The sequence below is a fragment of the Niveispirillum sp. FG148 genome, from assembly GCF_057809655.1.
On sequence record NZ_JBMDKJ010000013.1, the window covers coordinates 104849 to 123779 of the forward strand.

17 protein-coding genes are annotated in these 18931 nt (G+C 64.8%); 10 read left to right on the top strand and 7 right to left on the bottom strand.

Annotated elements, in window-relative coordinates:
- Positions 1-151 precede the first annotated feature (151 nt).
- Positions 152-2425 carry an NADP-dependent malic enzyme gene (locus tag ACODTW_RS15325; RefSeq protein ID WP_488946910.1) on the bottom strand — a complete coding sequence of 758 codons (2274 nt, stop codon included), beginning with the start codon at positions 2423-2425 and terminating at the stop codon, positions 152-154.
- 471 nt (positions 2426-2896) lie between these two features.
- Here ACODTW_RS15325 and ACODTW_RS15330 point away from each other — a divergent pair, with 471 nt between their 5' ends.
- Positions 2897-3898 carry a DNA polymerase beta superfamily protein gene (locus tag ACODTW_RS15330; RefSeq protein ID WP_488946912.1) on the top strand — a complete coding sequence of 334 codons (1002 nt, stop codon included), beginning with the start codon at positions 2897-2899 and terminating at the stop codon, positions 3896-3898.
- Positions 3885-4670, top strand: coding sequence for a nucleotidyltransferase domain-containing protein (locus ACODTW_RS15335; protein ID WP_488946913.1), 786 nt, complete (start codon positions 3885-3887; stop codon positions 4668-4670). Before ACODTW_RS15330 ends, ACODTW_RS15335 begins: the two co-directional genes overlap by 14 nt.
- Before the next feature lie 14 nt (positions 4671-4684).
- On the opposite strand, the gene ACODTW_RS15340 is transcribed toward ACODTW_RS15335, so the two are convergent.
- On the bottom strand, positions 4685-4897 hold the full coding sequence (locus ACODTW_RS15340) for a hypothetical protein (protein ID WP_488946915.1): 213 nt from the start codon (positions 4895-4897) through the stop codon (positions 4685-4687).
- Positions 4898-5021: 124 nt separating this feature from the next.
- On the opposite strand from ACODTW_RS15340, the gene ACODTW_RS15345 reads away from it, so the two are divergent.
- Genes ACODTW_RS15345 through ACODTW_RS15360 form a run of 4 tightly spaced genes read left to right on the top strand, consistent with a single transcriptional unit; the run spans position 5022 to position 9515 of the window.
- Positions 5022-6563, top strand: a complete 1542-nt coding sequence (locus ACODTW_RS15345; RefSeq protein WP_488946916.1) for an AbgT family transporter — start codon at positions 5022-5024, stop codon at positions 6561-6563.
- Complete coding sequence (locus ACODTW_RS15350; protein ID WP_488946917.1) at positions 6560-7582, top strand: ligase-associated DNA damage response exonuclease; 1023 nt, start codon at positions 6560-6562, stop codon at positions 7580-7582. The genes ACODTW_RS15345 and ACODTW_RS15350 overlap by 4 nt, the downstream gene beginning before the upstream one ends.
- A complete protein-coding gene (locus ACODTW_RS15355; RefSeq protein ID WP_488946918.1) occupies positions 7582-9204 on the top strand; it encodes a cisplatin damage response ATP-dependent DNA ligase in 1623 nt (540 codons plus the stop codon). The genes ACODTW_RS15350 and ACODTW_RS15355 overlap by 1 nt, the downstream gene beginning before the upstream one ends.
- A complete protein-coding gene (locus ACODTW_RS15360; RefSeq protein ID WP_488946920.1) occupies positions 9201-9515 on the top strand; it encodes a hypothetical protein in 315 nt (104 codons plus the stop codon). The genes ACODTW_RS15355 and ACODTW_RS15360 overlap by 4 nt, the downstream gene beginning before the upstream one ends.
- A 50-nt stretch (positions 9516-9565) precedes the next feature.
- On the opposite strand, the gene ACODTW_RS15365 is transcribed toward ACODTW_RS15360, so the two are convergent.
- The 3 genes from ACODTW_RS15365 to ACODTW_RS15375 all read right to left on the bottom strand — a co-directional run bounded on the left by ACODTW_RS15365 (position 9566) and on the right by ACODTW_RS15375 (position 12962).
- Complete coding sequence (locus tag ACODTW_RS15365) at positions 9566-10531, bottom strand: glycosyltransferase family 2 protein (protein ID WP_488946921.1); 966 nt, start codon at positions 10529-10531, stop codon at positions 9566-9568.
- A 113-nt stretch (positions 10532-10644) separates the two neighbouring features.
- A complete protein-coding gene (locus ACODTW_RS15370; RefSeq protein ID WP_488946922.1) occupies positions 10645-11283 on the bottom strand; it encodes a class I SAM-dependent methyltransferase in 639 nt (212 codons plus the stop codon).
- A gap of 38 nt (positions 11284-11321) precedes the next feature.
- Positions 11322-12962 (bottom strand): hypothetical protein, encoded by a 1641-nt coding sequence (locus ACODTW_RS15375; protein ID WP_488946923.1) that lies wholly within the window; start codon positions 12960-12962, stop codon positions 11322-11324.
- A 340-nt stretch (positions 12963-13302) separates the two neighbouring features.
- On the opposite strand from ACODTW_RS15375, the gene ACODTW_RS15380 reads away from it, so the two are divergent.
- From ACODTW_RS15380 to ACODTW_RS15395, 4 genes are all read left to right on the top strand, one after another.
- Positions 13303-13869: a hypothetical protein gene (locus tag ACODTW_RS15380; protein ID WP_488946924.1), complete on the top strand. Its 567-nt coding sequence runs from the start codon at positions 13303-13305 to the stop codon at positions 13867-13869.
- A gap of 76 nt (positions 13870-13945) precedes the next feature.
- A complete protein-coding gene (locus ACODTW_RS15385; RefSeq protein WP_488946925.1) occupies positions 13946-14287 on the top strand; it encodes a PepSY domain-containing protein in 342 nt (113 codons plus the stop codon).
- Positions 14287-14946: a response regulator transcription factor gene (locus ACODTW_RS15390; protein ID WP_488946926.1), complete on the top strand. Its 660-nt coding sequence runs from the start codon at positions 14287-14289 to the stop codon at positions 14944-14946. Before ACODTW_RS15385 ends, ACODTW_RS15390 begins: the two co-directional genes overlap by 1 nt.
- Positions 14946-16292, top strand: coding sequence for a sensor histidine kinase (locus tag ACODTW_RS15395; protein WP_488946928.1), 1347 nt, complete (start codon positions 14946-14948; stop codon positions 16290-16292). The genes ACODTW_RS15390 and ACODTW_RS15395 overlap by 1 nt, the downstream gene beginning before the upstream one ends.
- A gap of 2 nt (positions 16293-16294) precedes the next feature.
- On the opposite strand, the gene yihA is transcribed toward ACODTW_RS15395, so the two are convergent.
- Complete coding sequence (gene yihA, locus ACODTW_RS15400) at positions 16295-16972, bottom strand: ribosome biogenesis GTP-binding protein YihA/YsxC (RefSeq protein ID WP_488946929.1); 678 nt, start codon at positions 16970-16972, stop codon at positions 16295-16297.
- Between the two features lie 168 nt (positions 16973-17140).
- A complete protein-coding gene (yidC, locus tag ACODTW_RS15405; protein WP_488946930.1) occupies positions 17141-18862 on the bottom strand; it encodes a membrane protein insertase YidC in 1722 nt (573 codons plus the stop codon).
- Positions 18863-18931: the final 69 nt, after the last annotated feature.

Genomic DNA, 18931 nt, shown 5'->3' on the forward strand with positions numbered 1-18931 from the left:
CCCTGCCCGCGATGTCGCGGGACCGGAGGAGATATCATTCCCCGGCGCACAGGGTAACAGCATCACAGAAACTTAATAATGGGGGACGGCCGACGCCGGGATGGCGGGGGGACTGCCCGCCATCCCACTGTCAAAAACGTCATCAAAAACGTCAACGCGCCAGGCTGTCATGGGCGGCCATGATGGCGGCCGTGGTCAGTTCATTGACCGTGGCGCCCATCTGTACCACCTGCACCGGCTTGTCCAACCCGATCAGCAGCGGGCCGATCAGGTTGCCACCGCCGAACTTGTGCAGCAGCTTGGCGCCGATATTGGCGGCGTGCAGCGCCGGCATGATCAGCACATTGGCCGGCCCCGACAGGCGCGCAAACGGGTACAGCCGCTTCATCAGATCGTAATCAAGCGCCGTGTCGGCCGACATCTCCCCGTCATACTCGAAATCGACCTTGCGGCGATCCATCAGGGCCACCGCCTCGCGCACATGGGCGGCGCGGTCGCGCATGGGCTGACCGAAATTGCTGAAGGACAGGAAGGCCACGCGCGGTTCATGGCCCATCAGCCGGGCCATGCGGGCCGACTGGATGGCGATGTCCGCCAACTGCTCCGCCGTCGGCCGCTCATGCACCGTCGTGTCAGAGATGAAGACGGTGCGGCTACGGGTGGCCAGCACCGACAGACCAAAGACGATATGATCGGGCTGCGGATCGATGACGCGCTCGATATCCTCGAAGCTGACGGCAAAGGATCGGGTCAGGCCGGTGACCATGGCATCGGCATCACCCGTCGCCACCATGCAGGCGGCAAAGACGTTGCGGTTCTGGTTGACCCAGCGCTGGCAATCGCGGTGCAGGTGGCCGCGGCGCTGCAGGCGCTTATAGAGGAAATCCGTGTAACGCTCATTGTTGGGCGCACCGAAGCGGGCATTCTGAATGTCCAGTGGCTCGATCCCGGCCAGACCCAGCGAGGCCAGCTTTTCCTGTACCACCGTTTCGCGGCCGATCAGGATCGGGTGGCCGAAGCCGGCGGAACGATAGGCGATGGCAGCACGGATGGCCCGCTCCTCCTCGCCCTCGGCAAACACGACGCGGCGCGGATTGGCCCGCAGCTTCTCGGAGATCAGCAGCAGGCTGTCCCCCGTGGGGTCCAGGCGCAGGCGCAAGCTGCGGCGATATTCATCCATGTCGACAATGGGCTTGCGCGCCACGCCCGTGTCCATGGCGGCCTGGGCCACGGCGGCAGGGATGGTGGAGATCAGGCGCGGGTCGAACGGCACGGGGATGATATATTCCGGGCCATAGCGCAGGCGGCGTCCGGCATAGGCGGCATCCACCTCATCCGGCACATCTTCGCGCGCCAGCGCCGCCAGCGCCCGGGCGGCTGCGATCTTCATCTGGTCGTTGATGGTGCTGGCCCGCACGTCCAGGGCGCCGCGGAAGATATAGGGGAAGCCCAGCACATTGTTGACCTGATTGGCATAATCCGACCGGCCCGTGGCGACGATGGCGTCATCACGCACGGTCCGCACCTCCTCCGGGGTGATTTCCGGATCGGGATTGGCCAGCGCGAAGATGATGGGGTTCTTGGCCATGGACTTGACCATGGCGGGGGTCACGGCGCCCTTGGCCGACAGGCCGACGAACACGTCGGCACCGTCCAGCGCCTCGGCCAGGGTGCGGGCGTCCGTCACCACGGCATGGGCTGATTTCCACTGGTTCATGCCCTCCGCCCGGCCCTTCCAGACCACGCCCTTGGTGTCGCACAGGGTGATATTGCCGTGGGGGATGCCCATGGATTTGAACAGTTCGGCGCAGGCGATGGCGGCGGCACCGGCGCCGTTGATGACCAGTTTCGTCTCGTTGATATCGCGGCCCGTCATTTCCAGCGCGTTGAACAGGCCGGCGGCGGCGATGATGGCCGTGCCATGCTGGTCATCATGGAAGACCGGAATATCCATCAGTTCGCGCAGACGCTGTTCGATGATGAAACAGTCCGGCGCCTTGATGTCTTCCAGATTGATGCCGCCGAAGCTGGGACCCAGATAGCGCACGGCATTGATGAACTGATCCACGTCGCGGGTATCGACCTCCAGGTCGATGCCGTCCACGTCGGCGAAGCGCTTGAACAGGACGGCCTTGCCCTCCATCACAGGCTTGGACGCCAGCGCCCCCAGATCGCCCAACCCCAGCACGGCCGTGCCATTGGAGATGACAGCGACGATGTTGCCCTTGGCCGTATAATCATAGGCCGTGGAAGGGTCAGCATGGATGCGCAGGCACGGGATGGCCACACCGGGCGAATAGGCCAGCGACAGGTCGCGCTGCGTCGCCATCGGCTTGGTGGGGGTGATTTCCAACTTGCCGGGCCGCCCGCTGCTATGCAGCAACAGGGCTTCTTCCTCGGTCACGCGCTTATCAATACCGGCCATCCCAACAACATCCCTCTTTTATCACCCGTCCCACGCGTATGGCGGGCAGGTTTCATGCGTTGGTTCGTATCGTAGCGACCGAATGCTACCGTTTCCAGACCCATGGCATTGCGAAAATGACGCAACAGCTGCCGACCCGGACAATGACTTGCCGGCGACGTCCTCGCCGGGCGGGTTGTGCCGCACGGCCTTGGTCGGCCCCTGGCTGCTGAAACTGGCTGACGCCCTGGAAAGGGGCGGTACCCTGCCCCCTGCTCCTCGCTCCGGCGTACCCCGGTGACCCTGGTCATCTGGACCCAAACAGCCATCCTATGCGCTGGTCTATGACGTCATGGATGACCAGATCCTAATCCTGCGCGTCCGGCACCGCGCGCAGGACCGCGAATTAGCTCCATCCCACAGCTGCGCATTGTGTCCGGCGGGAAACCCGTTTACGCCCTGCACAAGCGAGTGGGCAGCATAGGGTGCAGCATGCAGCTGATCGTCGAAATGCGGAGCGGATCGCATCTTTATGGCACCGCCACGCCGCAATCCGATCTGGATTACAAGGGCGTCTTCCTGCCCGCCGCACGCGACATCCTGTTGCAGCGGGTTCCAGCCACGATCTGCGAGGGGCCGCAGAAGGAACAGGGTCAGCGCAATCTGCCCGGCGCCGTTGACCGCGACCTGTTCAGCTTGCAACGCTATCTGGAACTACTGGCAGATGGACAGACCCTGGCGCTGGAGATGCTGTTTGCACCCGACGGCGCCATCATCGGCACTCCGCATCCGATCTGGCGGGAGATTCAGGCCAACCGTCATCGCCTGTTGTGCCGGAAGGTGGAGGCGGCCCTGCGCTATTCCCAGCGGCAGGCGCATCGGTTCGGCATCCGGGGAAAGCGGGTGAACGCCGCCGCCATGGTCCTGGGCTGGCTGCGCGGGGTCGAGCAATCACTGGGACCCGGCGCGGCGTTGGGCGATGCCGATCCGGATCGGGCCCTGGCGGGTGACTATCCCCATATCGGTTTTATCGACCTGCAAATGCCGGGCGGCGTGCGGGTTCGGCATCTGGAAGTGTGCGGGAAGAAACTGTCCTTTCAGGCCGGCATCGGCAATGCCCGCGACGTGGTTGAACGGCTGATGGCTGAATATGGCCGGCGCAGCCTGGATTCGGCGGCTGCCGACGGCATCGACTGGAAAAGCATGGCGCATGCCGTGCGCATCGGACGGCAGACGGTGGAATTGATGATGCAGGGTCACATCACCCTGCCGCGCCCGGACGCCATGGAAATCCTGGCCATCCGTCAGGGCCAGGTGCCCGTAGACCGGGTGGAGGCAATGGTGGAGGATATGCAGCAACAAGCCGAAAACGCCGCCCGCACCTCGCCCCTGCCGGAGCAACCCGATATGCTGTTCATGGAAGAACTGGTCCTGCGCGCCTACCGCACGCAGGTCTGCGAAAGCACAGGAATCGGTGGCAATGGAAGCGATTGACCCCGGCATGCGCCGGCGGGTTCAGGCGGAATTGGACCGGATGGAGATGGAAAACGGTGTCACCATCCTGTTCGCCATCGAATCCGGCAGCCGGTCCTGGGGCTTTCCCTCGCGTGACAGCGACTATGATGTCCGCTTCGTCTATCTGCGTCCGGTGGCCGATTACCTGTCGGTGAACAGCCGGCGGGACGTGATTGAACGGCCCATTGACCCGGTGCTGGATATTGGCGGCTGGGATCTGCGCAAGGCGCTGCAACTATCGCTGCGCTCCAACGCGGCGCTTCTGGAATGGCTGTCGTCCCCCATCAGCTACCGTCCAGAGGCGGCGTCGGTCGGCACCATCCGACAGTTGGCGCAATCCGCCGCCGATCCCAATGCGCTGGCCACCCATTATCTGCATCTCGGGCGGCGAAGCCTGGAGAAGATGCAGGAGGATGGGGAGGCGGTGCGGCCCAAGGATTATTGCTACGCCCTGCGCGCCGCCTGCTGTCTGGAATGGTTGCTGCGATTCCAGCAACCGCCCCCCATGGACATGCCATCGCTGCTGTCCGGCCTGGCCCTGGAAAAGGACGTCGCGGGGTGTATCCGTGACCTGATCGCCCGAAAGGCGGAGGGTGGGGAACAGGACCGACAGGCGCGTGCCCCTATGTTGGACCAATTCCTGGCCGGCCGCCTGAACCCTGCACCGCCGCCCCTGCCATGGGTGGACCGGGACCGGGTGGGTGCAGACATCGACAAGGCCTTCTGCGCTATCGCCCTGGCCGGTTCGTAAAAGGGCGCCTGTCTTCAAACCAGGATATTCACGATCGTGCCGCGCGGCCCGGTGGTCAGTGGCTGGTTGATCCCCAGCGGTTGGCCGCCCGGGGACAGCCCGGCCTTTTCCGCCTGCTCTCGCTGGCGGTCATAGGGGGACTGGTTACCCTTGGCAGGGTCCAGACCACGCTTGGCCAGCGCGACGTCCGCGCAGCTTTCGCAGCGATATCCATTGACCATTTCCATGCGCACAGCCTGTCATGGATCAATGGCTTTGTCATGGACGCCCCCTCGCAGATACACCCCTCATGCCCTATCTTTTCAGCCGACGCCCGACAAACGGGCGCGTGACACAATAAAGGAAAAGAACATGGCGGTTTCAGCAGTTGGAACGACAGGCGGCGGCATTCTGGAAGCGATCGAGCGGGTGGGGAACCGGTTGCCGGACCCGGCCACCCTGTTCCTGATCGCCATCATCATTCTGGTGGCTCTGTCCGCCCTGCTGTCGGGCATGGGCGTATCGGCCATCCATCCGGGAACGGGCAAGGAACTGGTGGCAACCAACCTGCTGTCGGCGGAATATATCCGCCGCTTCCTGACCGATCTGCCAACCATCTTCGCCAGCTTCCCGCCGCTGGCCGTCGTGCTGCTGTGCGTGATGGGGGTGGGCGTGGCGGAAAAGACGGGCTTGATCGGTGTGTCGCTGGGGGCGCTGGTCCGGGCCATGCCGAAAAGCCTGCTGACCCTGACGGTGGTGTTCGCCGGGGTTCAATCAAGCATGGCAACCGATGCTGGCTATGTCGTGCTGATCCCGCTGGCGGGCATGCTGTTCCACAGTTCCGGCCGCCATCCCGTCGCCGGCATCGCCGCCGCCTTTGCCGGGGTTTCGGGGGGCTTTTCCTCCAACCTGCTGGTCACCTCGCTGGACCCGCTGCTGGGCGGGATCAGCCAGGCCGCGGCCCGGCTGGTCGATCCGGGGTATGAGGTGCTGGCGACAGCCAACTGGTACCTGATGGCGGCCTTCGTGCCGCTATTCACCATCATCGGCACGGTCGTCACAGATCGCCTCATCGAACCCCGTCTGTTGCGCACGGCACCCATCGCCGCGGATCTGACGGTCACCATGGACGAAGCCGGCCCCGAACAGCGGGAGCGGGAGAGGCGGGGTCTGCGGTTCGCCGGTCTGACCCTGTTGGCGATCATGGCCCTGTTCGGCGTCGCCGTGGTGCCCGAGGGCGCCATCCTGCGTGATGCGGCGGGCACGGTGGAACCGTTCCTGCGTGGCATCGTGGCGGTGCTGTTCATCAGTTTCCTGATCATCGGCATTGCCTATGGCATCGGCGCTCGCGTCATCACCTCTGACCGCGATGTCGTGAAGATGATGGGCCAGTCCATGTCGGACATGGGCGGCTACATCGTCCTGGCCTTCTGCTGCGCCGTGTTCATCGCCCTGTTCGGCTGGTCGAACCTGGGGGGCATCCTGGCCGTGAATGGCGCTGCCTTCCTCAAGGAAGCAGGGTTCACGGGCCTGCCCCTGCTGGTTGCCATCATCATCGTCTCAGCCCTGATCAATATCCTGATCGGCAGCGCCTCAGCCAAATGGGCCATCCTGGGCCCAGTGATGGTGCCGATGCTGATGCTGCTGGGCATCACGCCGGAAGCGTCGCAGGCCGCCTATCGCGTGGGTGACAGCTTCACCAACCCGATCACGCCGCTGCTGCCTTACTTCCCGCTGATCCTGATCATGTGCCAGCGCTATACGCCCGGTTTCGGCATCGGGTCGCTGCTGGCCACCATGTTGCCTCTGGCCATGTGGATGGGATTTGGCGCGGTGACGCTGTTCTGCGGCTGGTACGTGCTGGAACTGCCCTTGGGGCCGGGGGCCCGCATCCATATGCCGACGGCATCGTGACAGCCCCCCCGCCCGACAGCTGGGTCACCCCCTGTCCGCCCGACCGCGGCGGCGGGCTGTGGGTGGAGCCAGGCGGCTTCCATGTGGACCCAACGCGGTCCGTGGACCGGGCCGTCATCACCCATGGCCATTCCGACCATGCACGACCGGGCCATACCCATGTCCTGGCCACAGCCGGCACACTGGCCATCATGCGGGCGCGGCTGGGCGACGGGGCTGGCCTGCATCAGCAGGCCCTGCCCTATCGGCAGCCCCTGGCCGTCGGGGAGGTGACGGTCACCCTGGTGCCGGCCGGTCATGTGCTGGGCTCGGCGCAGGTGGTGCTGGACTGGCGCGGCAGCCGGGTCGTGGTGTCGGGTGACTACAAGCGCCGATTCGACCCGACCTGCGCACCGTTCGAGCCGGTGAACTGCGACGCCTTCATTACCGAGGCGACCTTTGGCCTGCCGGTCTTCCGCCACCCGCCGGTGGAAGGCGAGATCGCGCGCCTGCTGCACACGCTGTCCGTCTTCCCCGAGCGGACCATCGTCGTCGGCTGTTACGCGCTGGGCAAATGCCAGCGCCTGATCGCGGAGCTGCGGCGGGCGGGATATGAAAGGCCGCTTTATCTGCACGGGAGCCATCTGCCGCTATGCGCGCTTTACCAGCAGCAGGGCGTGGAACTGGGCGATTTGCGGCCGGCGACGGTGGCCGATGCGTCCGCCATGCGCGGCGGCATTGTGCTGACCCCGCCCTCGGCCATGGCCGACAAATGGCTGCGCCGGATGCCGGACCCGCTGCCCGCCTACGCATCCGGCTGGATGCGGGTCCGGGCGCGGGCGCGCCAGCATGGGATCGAACTGCCCCTGATCGTGTCCGACCATGCCGATTGGGATGAGCTGTGCCAGACCGTCACCGACGTCGCCCCCGGCGAGCTGTGGGTGACCCATGGCAGCGAGGAAGCGCTGGTCCATTGGGCCACGACCCAGGGCGTGAAGGCCAAGCCCCTGCATCTGGTCGGGAGAGGGGAGGAGGAGTGATGCAGCGCTTCGCCGCCCTGATGGACGCTCTGACCTATATGCCGTCACGCAACGGCAAGCTGCGCCTGATCGCCGACTATCTGGACCACGCGCCCGACCCGGACCGGGGCTATGGTCTGGCAGCGCTGACGGGCGACCTGTCCTTCGCGGCGGCCAAGGCAGCCATGATCAAGGAACTGGTCGCGACGCGCGTGGACCCGGCGCTGTTCGGCTGGTCCTATGATTTCGTCGGCGATCTGGCGGAGACGGTGGCCCTGATCTGGCCCGCCCCGCCCGGCATCAACCGCCCCCCGCCGGAACTGGCGGTGGTGGTGGAGGGGTTGGCCGCAGCGAAAAGGGGGACGGTGCCAGGGCTGCTGGCCGACTGGCTGGACAGTCTGGATGCCACGGGACGTTGGGCCCTGCTGAAGCTGATCACGGGCGGGTTGCGCATCGGCGTATCGGCCCGCATGGCCAAGACCGCCCTGGTCGATTGGGCAGCATCCAAGGGCGTGCAGTCCGGTGTGGAGGAGGTGGAGGAACTGTGGCACGGCCTGTCACCACCCTTTGCACCCCTGTTCGACTGGCTGTCGGGCAAGGCGCCCGCCCCCAGCCTGGGCGATTCGGGCGGGTTCCGGCCCATGATGCTGTCCCATCCGCTGGAGGAAGCGGACCGGGTCGCGATAAGTCCGGCCGATTATCGCGCAGAATGGAAATGGGATGGCGTGCGCGTGCAACTGGTGGCGCGCGGCAGCCCGGACAGCGCCCGGATCTACAGCCGCACCGGGGACGAGATCGCGGGCGCCTTCCCCGATGTGGCCACCCATATGGGCTTTACCGCGGTACTGGATGGCGAATTGCTGGTGGCCCGCGACGGGCGTATCGCCCCCTTCAATGATCTTCAGCAGCGCCTGAACCGCAAGCGGGTCACATCCGCCATGCTGCGCGACTTCCCAGCCTGGGTCCGGCTGTACGACATGCTGTTCGACGGGGGCGAAGACCTGCGCGGCCTGCCCTTCGATGAACGTCGCCGCCGGCTGGCAGCCTGGTTCGACCGGGTCCGGCCGGCCGGCATGGACCTGTCGCCGTTGCTGCCCTTCCAGGATTGGGAACAGCTTTCCACCCTGCGCCTGTCCGCCCGTGACCAGGGGGTGGAGGATGGGGCCATCGAAGGGCTGATGCTGAAACGCGGCGACAGTCCCTATATCGGTGGTCGGCCCAAGGGACCCTGGTTCAAATGGAAGCGGGGGCCATTGACGGCGGATTGCGTGCTGATGTACGCCCAGCGCGGGCATGGCAAGCGGTCCAGCTTCTACAGCGACTATACGTTCGGCGCCTGGCGCGGCGAACCGGGTGCCGGTGGCGAACTGGTGCCCGTCGGCAAGGCCTATTTCGGCTTCACCGATGCGGAACTGGTGGAGATCGACCGCTGGGTGCGCAATCATACGACCAACCGCTTCGGGCCTGTGCGGGAGGTGGAACCCGGCCTGGTGTTCGAAGTGGCGTTCGACAGTGTGCACAGGTCAACACGGCACAAGAGCGGGATCGCCATGCGCTTTCCCCGCATCGCGCGGTTGCGCTGGGACAAGCCGGCGGCTGAGGCCGACCGGTTGGAGAGTCTGGAAAGGATGGTGGTCGCATGACGATGAAGCGGGCCTATACGGCCGAACCGGTATCGGATGAAACCGGACGCCGTCTGCGCATGGGGCGCGGCAAGCTGCGCCTGTTCGGCATGGGGGCGGCCGCCCTGGGTGCCCTGATCGTGCCCATCATGATCGCGGGCATTGGCATGGGCTATTTCCAGCTGGACCAGAAGATGGGGCCGACGGTGTTCCCCAAGCTTCTGTCGGAAGACGAAGCCAAGGCGGAAGAACAGCGCGTCGAGCGGGAAGCCGCCGCCTTCCGTGAGAAGAAGGCCGCCGAAAAGGAAGCCGCGGGTGCCAAGGCCCCATAAAACGAAACGGCCGGGGTCTCCCCCGGCCGCTGACTGGATCGATCCGATCCCTACTTCAAGAACCCGCTGTCGAAATCCGGCGCCGGAATGTCCAGATAGCGCAGGCGCTTCATCTCCCGCCGGCCGCGCGTCACCGTGTCCAGGATCAGACCGCAGGTCAGCGACAGGAAGGACAGCAGGCCCAGGCCCGTGGCCAGCACGGCCGTGGGGAAGCGTGGCACCAGCCCCGTCTCGTAATAGGTGATGAACAGCGGCACCGCGAAGGCGAACGACGCCAGCGCCAGGATCAGTGCGATCAGACCGAAGGACTGCATCGGCCGCTCCTCCTTGATCAGCTTGCCGATCATCCACAGGATGCGGAACCCATCGCGGAAGGTGGACAGTTTCGACACCGACCCCGGTGCCCGGTCCTTGTAGGGCGTTTCCACCTCGCCCAGGGGCATGCTCATTTCCAGGGCATGCACCACCAGTTCCGTTTCGATCTCGAAACCACCGGCCAGCACAGGGAAGCTTTTCACGAAACGGCGGGAGAAGACGCGGTAGCCGGACAGAAGGTCGTCCGTGCGCTTCCCGAAAACCATGGTGACCAGGGTGGTCAGCATGATGTTCCCCAGCCGGTGGCCGGCGCGGTACGTCTCCCAGTCGGTGACGCGCGCGCCATTCACCATGTCCAACTTCTCGTCCAGAAGCTTGGCCACCAGCTTGGACGCGCTGGGGGCGTGATAGGTGTCATCGCCATCGACCATGACATACACGTCCGCCTCGACATCGGCGAACATGCGGCGCACCACATTGCCCTTGCCCTGCAGCGGCTCCCGGCGGACGACCGCCCCGGCCGCCGCCGCAATTTCCGACGTGCGGTCCTTGGAGTTGTTGTCATAGACATAGATGGTGGCGGTGGGCAGCGCTGCCTTGAAGTCGCGCACGACGGCTTCGATGGACGCTTCCTCGTTATAGCAGGGCACCAGCACGGCGATGCGCGGTGCGGCCTGGATCACGCTTTCAGAATGGGACATGGGTTCGTCGGGTCCGATGGGACGAAGATGGGATGCGCATGTGATAGCACGAATATTCGGTGAAAGCTGCGGCGGAAACGCGGCGCTTTCATGTCCTGGGTTTGCCGCTTCGTTCAGTGCATTTGGAAAATGGTCGTCATGATCAGGCCGCCTTCGGAAATCACGGCCCCCATCGTATAGGAATGCCGGGGCTCCAGGTAGAAGGGGTGGGTGGTCAACGACAGCGCGCTTACCCTTTTCAGCCGCGTATAGGCACCCGTCTCGCTATCAAGATTGGGCTGGTACTGATCGATAATGGGTCTGTGATCCGTGAAGACGATATATTTGAAACGTTTGAATTTCGGCAGAAGACGCTGGATATCGGCATTGCTCATGTGCTGCAGGACCTGACGCGCGAACAGCACTTCGCCCTCGGGCACATCTTCCTGGAACGCGTTCAGCACACGGAAATCGACATCCCGGTCGGCAAATTTGCGCTTATTGAATTCGATCAGTTCCGGGACGATGTCGCAGGCAATGTAACGGCCGCACAGGTCACGCAGCCTGGAGCCAACATTGAAATCCCCACAGCCGAAATCGACAACATCCGGCTTGCTGGCCAAGGCCTGCAGGAACATGCCCACGCCACGGACATAGCAATTGACGACGACCGGATCATGACTGCCGACCCCTGAACAGAACTCATCACCGTTCTTGCCCCATTCTCCACTTTTGTAGACCTCCAGGAAGGCCTTCCCCCGGTCATTACCCATTCCCCGACATCTCCCGACAACCCGTCACCGCAGTCCAATCATGGCTGATCCTGGCTCTCCGCACCCGGCACAGAGATTTTCCGCAAACGGCACAGCATCACCGGTTCATCCAGGTTGGACTTCACTAAGCCGCAATCCCCCATATCGGCCGCCAAACCGTAATAAGGCAGGACATGTTCAGCCGTCCACAACTCCCAATGCGCAACAAGCCAGAAAATATCCCCTTCATGCTTGGAAATGCGCTCATGCATGGCCTTGTTCAGCAGGATGTCGCCGTGATCGGGATGGATGAAATAGGAATGGATGCGCAGGAACGGCACCTGCGGGGGGAAACCATAAGCCAGGAAGCTGGTGGGGGCGTAGCCGGTCTGGATGATGATGGTATTGTCGGGATCGGGCAGGGCCGGGGCCGTCACCTCCACGAACCGGTCGGCAAATGGCACGCGGGCCCAGGTACCCGGCCGCGCCGTGACAGTGACCAGCGCCAGCAGCGCCAGCACCAGCCCCCCCTTCACCCGCGACGGCACGGGCCACAGCCCGATGGCCGCGACCACCACCAGCGGGGCCAGCATTTCCAGCGGGATCAGATAGCGGTAGATGGCGAACAGCTTCAGCCAGGCCAGATAGGTCAGCGCACCGGCCACCAGCAGATAGAGCGCCGGACGCTTCGGCAGCACAGCCGGCCGGCGCGGCAGGAAGCGCCCGGCCAGCGCCAGCAGGGGCGTGGCCAGCAGCACCGCCACCATCACCGGCACGCGCAGATCGGTGAAGATAATCTCCCCCACCTTCTTGGGGTCCCGCAGCCAGGTCAGGGGGAAGGTCAGGCTGTCCCACATTCCATGCGGCAGGAACTTGTCGTCGCGATAGGCCTCCGGCACGCCCCAGGGGGAGCGGAAGACATCGTTGAAATAGGGGAATAGCGGGTTCTGATAGGTGGTCCACAGGTGCCACATCCAGTGGCCGGAGAAGGCCGCCATGCCGGCGATGACGCCGATCCCGAAGAAGAAGGACAGGAACAGCCGCCGCCACAGCCCCCCGGCCACCGCCAGGAAGGCGAAGCACAGGCCCACGGCATAGGGCAGCGTGGGTTGCTTCAGCCCCACGGCCGACCCGACCAGCAGGCCAGCCACGAACACGATGCCAAAGGCGCGACCCGGTTCCCCACCCCAGACATCGCCGGCGCGGGCCGCCACCAGCCAGGCGCTGCCCAGCACGAACAGGCTGATGACATTGTCATAGAACGTGGTGCCCAGCAGCCCCATCTGGCCGGCACCCAGGAAGCAGACCAGGGCCAGCGCGACAGATGCCAGCGCCCGTGACCGCACGTTCAAACCCGACAGCAGCAGCCAGGCAAGGCCCGTCAGCGGCACCAGATTCATCCCCTGCACCCAGGACAGGATGAAGGCCACGGCGCGGGCCGGCAGGAATTGCGCCAGCCAATAGACGGGAATGTCCAGGGTGGGGTTATAGAAACTGGCCACCTGCGCCGGCGCCACGTCCTGCACCAGTTCCCGCCCGTTCAGGTAGGCCATGGCGTTGTACCAATGGTAATTGCGCAGGTCCCAGTTCCCATCCTGGCCCAGGGTCAGGGAATAGAACGCGACCAGCAGCGGCAGAACGACCAGCAACGCCACGATCAGGGTGCGCGGCTGTGACAGGACGGGCTTGGACAGGGACATCGGCGGGGGCCCGGAATGGTAATCGGATCATCGGGTGATAAGCCGCCATCCCGGCGCAATCAAGGCACAGTCGTGAGCGGACGGTGATTGTCCGCCAGCGGACAGCACTGTCCGTTTCCGGACAGCTGTCACACGGCAGCGGGGCCGACAACCGACCATTTCCGAGGCCCAAACCCGTTGGCAAGGGATTTGCTGTATGTCGGCGTCCGAATCTGGCCCCATCCTGAACGGCGTCTTCAGCTTGCGTTCAGGTTCGGCCTGCCAAGGTCATGGATGACGGGCGGCCTCCCCGTCCTATCCGGCCGTCCGCTTCCATGATCTTGGCAGGAGTAACCCATACATGTCGCGCAAATCCGCTTACATTCCCAACCCGCTGGAAGGCGGCTACCGCTTCACCCAATCCGACGGCGCCATCACCGGCGTCCAGGAGATGGAAAAGGGTGTGTGGAAGACGGAGAAGATCGACCGGAATGAAAACTGGTCGGTCACGACCGACGGCATCGTCAAGACCGAGACGGACCGCAGCGGCGTGGAAACGACGCTCTATACCGACAATAACGGCGATGGCGTCTATTTCGAAGCCATGAGTTGGAGCCAGCCGGTGGCGGGCCACCAGGAAGACCAGTACCGTTTCAGCTTCGACCTGTCCGGTCAGGCCAGCAGCGTCCAGGAATGGGATCACGGCCGCTGGAAGACCGAGCGCATCGACCGCAGCGAGACCTATGCTCAGCAGGACGGGCTGGTCGTGAAGACCGAATTCGAGAAGGGCCGCGCCGAATGGACGGTCTATGCCGACAGCAATGGCGATGGCACCTGGACCGAACTGGCGGAGGGCCAGGGCACGGTCGATCTGGTGGCGGTCAAATCGCTGCTGGCCGGCGTGACTGCCGACGGTTTGGTCTATTGATCCGCTGACGGACGGCGCGGGTTCCCCTTGGCGGACACCCGCGCTACCATCTTCCCTCCCGATGATGGCCTTGCCCATGCGCCCCTTGCTCAACCTGCTGTTCTGTCTGTTCCTTGCCACCGCCGCGCCCGTGGCGCTGGCCGATGACGACAAGGAAGACCATGAACGCGCCCGCGCCGCCCTGGAGCGGGGCGAAATCCTGCCGCTCCGCGCCATCGTGGAGAAAGCGGAAGCCGCCTATCCCGGCCGGCTGCTGGAGGTGGAACTGAAATCCAGGAAGGAGGGCTTCGTTTATGAGATCGAGGTGCTGGCCCCGGATGGGCGGCTGATCGAGCTGGTTTATGACGCCCGCGACGGATCGCTGTTGAAAGCCAAGGGCGCCGGCAAGGACCTGCTGAAGTCCGGGGAGGGCCATTGATGCGCATCCTGGTGGCGGAGGACGATGCGCAGCTGCGACGGCAACTGACCGACGCGTTGAACGGTGCCGGTTACGTCACCGACAGCGCGCCGGACGGCGTGGAAGCCGCCTTCCTGGGGGAGACCGAACCCTATGACGCTATCGTCCTGGATTTGGGTCTGCCGGGGCGCGACGGATTGTCGGTACTGCGCGACTGGCGTGCGGCCGGGCGGACCATGCCCGTGCTGATCCTGACCGCCCGCGGCACCTGGCAGGAAAAGGTGGAAGGCATGGATGCCGGCGCCGACGATTATCTGGCCAAGCCCTTCCGGATGGAGGAGTTGCTGGCCCGGTTGCGCGCCCTGATCCGGCGGGCCGGTGGACAGGCGGCCCCTGCCCTGACCTGCGGTCCCGTCAGTCTGGATACGCGCACGGGCCGTGTCACCGTGGCGGGCACACCCATCACCCTGACGGCACACGAGCACCGGGTTCTGTCCTATCTGATGCATCATCAGGGTCGGATCGTCTCCCGCACCGAACTGACCGAACATGTCTATGCCCAGGATTTCGACCGTGACAGCAACACGATCGAGGTATTCATCGGCCGGCTGCGGCGCAAGCTGGGCGTGCCGGTGATCCAGACCGAACGCGGGCTGGGCTATCGCCTGGAAGCGGCCTGATGCGGCGCGGGTCGCTGGGGCTTCGTCTGCTGGGGCTGGCGGCCGTCTGGGTCGTGCTGGCGCTGGCGGGCGCCGGCATTGTGCTGATCGACATTTTCCGGTCGCATGTGGAGGCCGAACTGGCACGGCATGCGGAGATGCATCTGGATGAATTGACCGTGGCCCTGGCCGCCGATCGCGACACCTCGCTGCCCGCTGCCCGCGATCTGTCCGACCCGCGGTTCCAGCGGCCCCTGTCGGGACTTTACTGGCAGGTGTCGGACGCCGACGGCACAGTGCTGCTGCGCTCCCGTTCCCTGTGGGATCAGCCTTTGCGGCTGACCGGTACGGTAGCCGACGACGGGGCCCTGCACCGCCGTGCCGCGGTCGGCCCCGCCGGGGAAACGCTGCTGGTCTGGACCCGGCGCGTCCGTTTACCCGATGCCGCCGACCCGTTGGACGTGTCCGTGGCCGCCACCACGGCAGATCTGGTCGCGGCCACCGATCGTTTCGCTTCCGTATTGACTATTTCCTTGAGTGTGCTGGCGGCGGGGCTGCTGGCGGCGGCCGTGGCGCAGGTGCGGCTGGGACTGGTGCCGCTGGATCGGCTGCGCCGGGCGCTGGCCGATCTCCGCGCCGGCAAGACGACGCGGCTGCAGGGTGCCTTTCCATCGGAAGTGCAGCCGCTGGCCGATGATCTGAACCAGCTTCTGGCCGACAATGCCGAGATGGTGGAGCGGGCGCGAACCCAGGCCGGCAATCTGGCCCACGCGCTGAAAACACCGCTGTCGGTCATCACCAACAGTGCGGCCACCCTGTCCGACCCGGCCGAATCGCACCTGATCACGCAGGAAACCGACCGTATGCGTCGGCAGATCGACCGGCATCTGACACGCGCCCGTGCCGCGGCCATGTCCAAGGGGGCGGGCCTGCGCACACCCGTGCTGGCAACCCTGCGCCCCCTGGCCCGCACCATCGCCCGCCTTCATCCCGACCGGGCCATTGACGTGGAGCTGACGGGCGACGATGCGCTGGTTTTCGCCGGCGAAGCGCAGGACCTGCAGGAGATGGTGGGCAATCTGCTGGACAATGCCGCCAAATGGTGCCGGGACCGTATCCGGCTGACCGTTGACTCCCCCATGCCAAAGCGCCTGCACATCATCATCGCTGACGACGGCCCAGGCATTCCGGATGCGGAACGATCAGCCGTGCTGGCGCGTGGTGTGCGTCTGGACGAAGCCATGCCGGGCGCGGGGCTGGGGCTGGCCATCGTGGATGATCTGGCCCGGCTCTATGGCGGATCGCTGGAACTGGAAACAGCACCGGAAGGCGGGCTGCTGGCCCGGTTGACCCTGCCGCGGGGATAAGGTCAGGCCGCCGCCGGTTCGGCCAAGCGGGTCAGGAAACCGCGCAGTTCCGGAATGCCCAGGCCCGTTTCCGCCGAGGTGGCCATCACTTCCGGGTGGGCGGCACCATGGGTCTTCAGCGCCGCGGCCACCTGCTCGCGAATCTTGTCGATGGCGCCGGGCTTCAGCGTATCGGCCTTGGTCAGCACGATCTGATAACCCACGGCCGTCTGGTCCATCATCTTCATCATGTCGATATCGTGCTGCTTCAGCCCATGCCTTGCATCGACCAGCACCAGGGCGCGCTTCAGCGTGACCCGGCCGCGCAGATACGACTTGATGAAATCCACCCAGGCGGCCGACCGCTCCTTCGAAACCTGAGCATAGCCATAGCCCGGCATGTCCACCATCACCAGCCGGTTGCCCAGATTGAAGAAGTTCAGCTGCTGGGTACGGCCCGGCGTCTGGCTGGTACGGGCCAGGGTCTTGCGCCCGGTCAGGGCATTGACCAGGGACGATTTACCCACGTTCGACCGGCCGGCGAAGCAGATTTCCGGCAGCACGGCCTCCGGCAGGGTGGTGGCCGCCTCCGCCCCCCAGAAAAAGTCGCATTCCTTGGCGAACAGCAGACGCCCGGCCTCGATCTCCGTTTCGGTCAGGTCACCGATCAGCGACGGGGTGATGGTCAGCGGCTTCGCCATGGCGGAACTCCTTCTCTCTCAAACAGACACCCCCGGCACAAAGGCCGGGGGCTTTCACAACCAAAACACTTCAGTCCTGTCACCCAGGCCGGCGACTGCCGGCCCGCGGGCCCATGCCCCGCGTAAGCCAAGGCGGCGGAGCCGCCGCCCGGCGCCTGAGGGCACGCGTCAGGTCGGCTTCACGCCCATCTTGCGCATGATCACCCACTGCTGCGCGATGGACAGCAGGTTGGACCAGGTCCAGTAGATCACCAGACCGGCCGGGAAGCTGGCCATCATGTAGGTGAAGATGAAGGGCAGCAGCATGAACATCTTCTGCTGCACCGGGTCCGGATTGGACGGGTTCATCTTCTGCTGCAGCCACATGGTGACGCCCATCAACAGCGGCCAGATGCCGATATGCAGGAAGGTGGGCGGGTCCCAGGGGATCAAGCCGAACAGATTGAAGATCGTCGTCGGATCGGCCGCCGACAGGTCATGGATCCAGCCATAGAAGGGCGCATGGCGCATTTCGATGGTGACGTACAGGACCTTGTACAGCGCGAAGAAGACGGGAATCTGAAGCAGGATGGGCAGGCAGCCGGCCAGCGGATTGGCCTTTTCCTCCTTGTACAGCTTCATCATCTCCATGGAGAGGGCCTCGCGGTTCTCCCCATGCTTCTTCTTCAACTCCTCCATCTTCGGCTGAAGCTTCTTCATCTTGGCAAACGCGGCGTACTGCTTGTTCGCGATGGGGAAGAAGGCCGCCCGCAGGAACACGGTGAAGACCAGGATGGCGATGCCGAAATTGCCGATGGTGCGGCCCAGCCAGTCCAGCCCATGGAAGAAGGGCTTGGTCAGGAAGTAGAACCAGCCCCAATCGATGGCGTAATCCAGGCTGTCGATGCCCAGCTTCTCGTTATAGCTGTTCAGCATGTCGACGATCTTGGCACCGGCGAACAGGCGGTTCGTCGTCTCCGTCGTCTCGCCCGGGGCGACCGTGACGGCCGGGGCCTTGTAATCGACCTGATAGATGTCGGTGGCGTTCTTCTGGTGCAGGACACGCATGTCGGTGGTCAGCGACTGATCCGGGATCAGGCCGACCAGCCAGTACTTGTCCGTGATGCCGATCCAGCCACCCTTGCTGTTCAGGTTCGCCGGCTCTTCATGCAAGTCCTTGTACTTGTATTCCTTCAAGGTGCCATTGACGATGGCCAGCGGCCCTTCATGCAGGACATAGGTGCCTTCGGTCTTGGGCGTACCGCGACGCTGCACGAAGCCATAGGGGCTGAGCGCCACCGGCGCGCCCGTCTGGTTGCGCACCCGCTGCGTCACCGTGAACATGTAGTCGGCATCAACGGTGAAGGTGCGTTCGAACACCAGACCGGCGCCATTGTCCCAGGTCAGGGTGACGGGGCTGTCGGGCGTCAGCGTATTGGCGCTGGCCGTCCAGACCGTGTCGGCCTTGGGCAGCAGCAGACCGTCACCGGCATTGGCCGCGACCCAGCCGAATTCGGCGTAATAGGGATGCTCGGTCCCGACCGGGGCCAGCAGCACCACTTCCGGGCTGTCCTTGGCCGGGGTCGTGCGGTACTTGGCCAGCGTCAGGTCATCGACACGGCCGCCGCGCAGGTTGATCGACCCGTGCAGGCTGGGCGTCGCGATGGCGACGCGGGCCGTTTCGGCCACCACGTCGGCGCGGTCGCGCGCGGCGGGTACACCGGCATCGGCACCGATGCCCGGCGTGGCCCCCGGCGTTGTTGTCGGCACCTGCTCGGCCTGCAACGCCTGCTGACGCTGCGCCTCCGCCTGGGCCGCCAACTGGCGCGGACGTTCGTAGAAATAATGGAACCCGAACAGGATCGCGATGGAGATCACGATGGTCAGGACAAGGTTCTTCTGATCCGTCATGGGTGCTTGGTCCAGGTTCCAGCTAAATCAATGGCCCGTTCATACCGGGGTGCGCCCGGTTGGTCACAT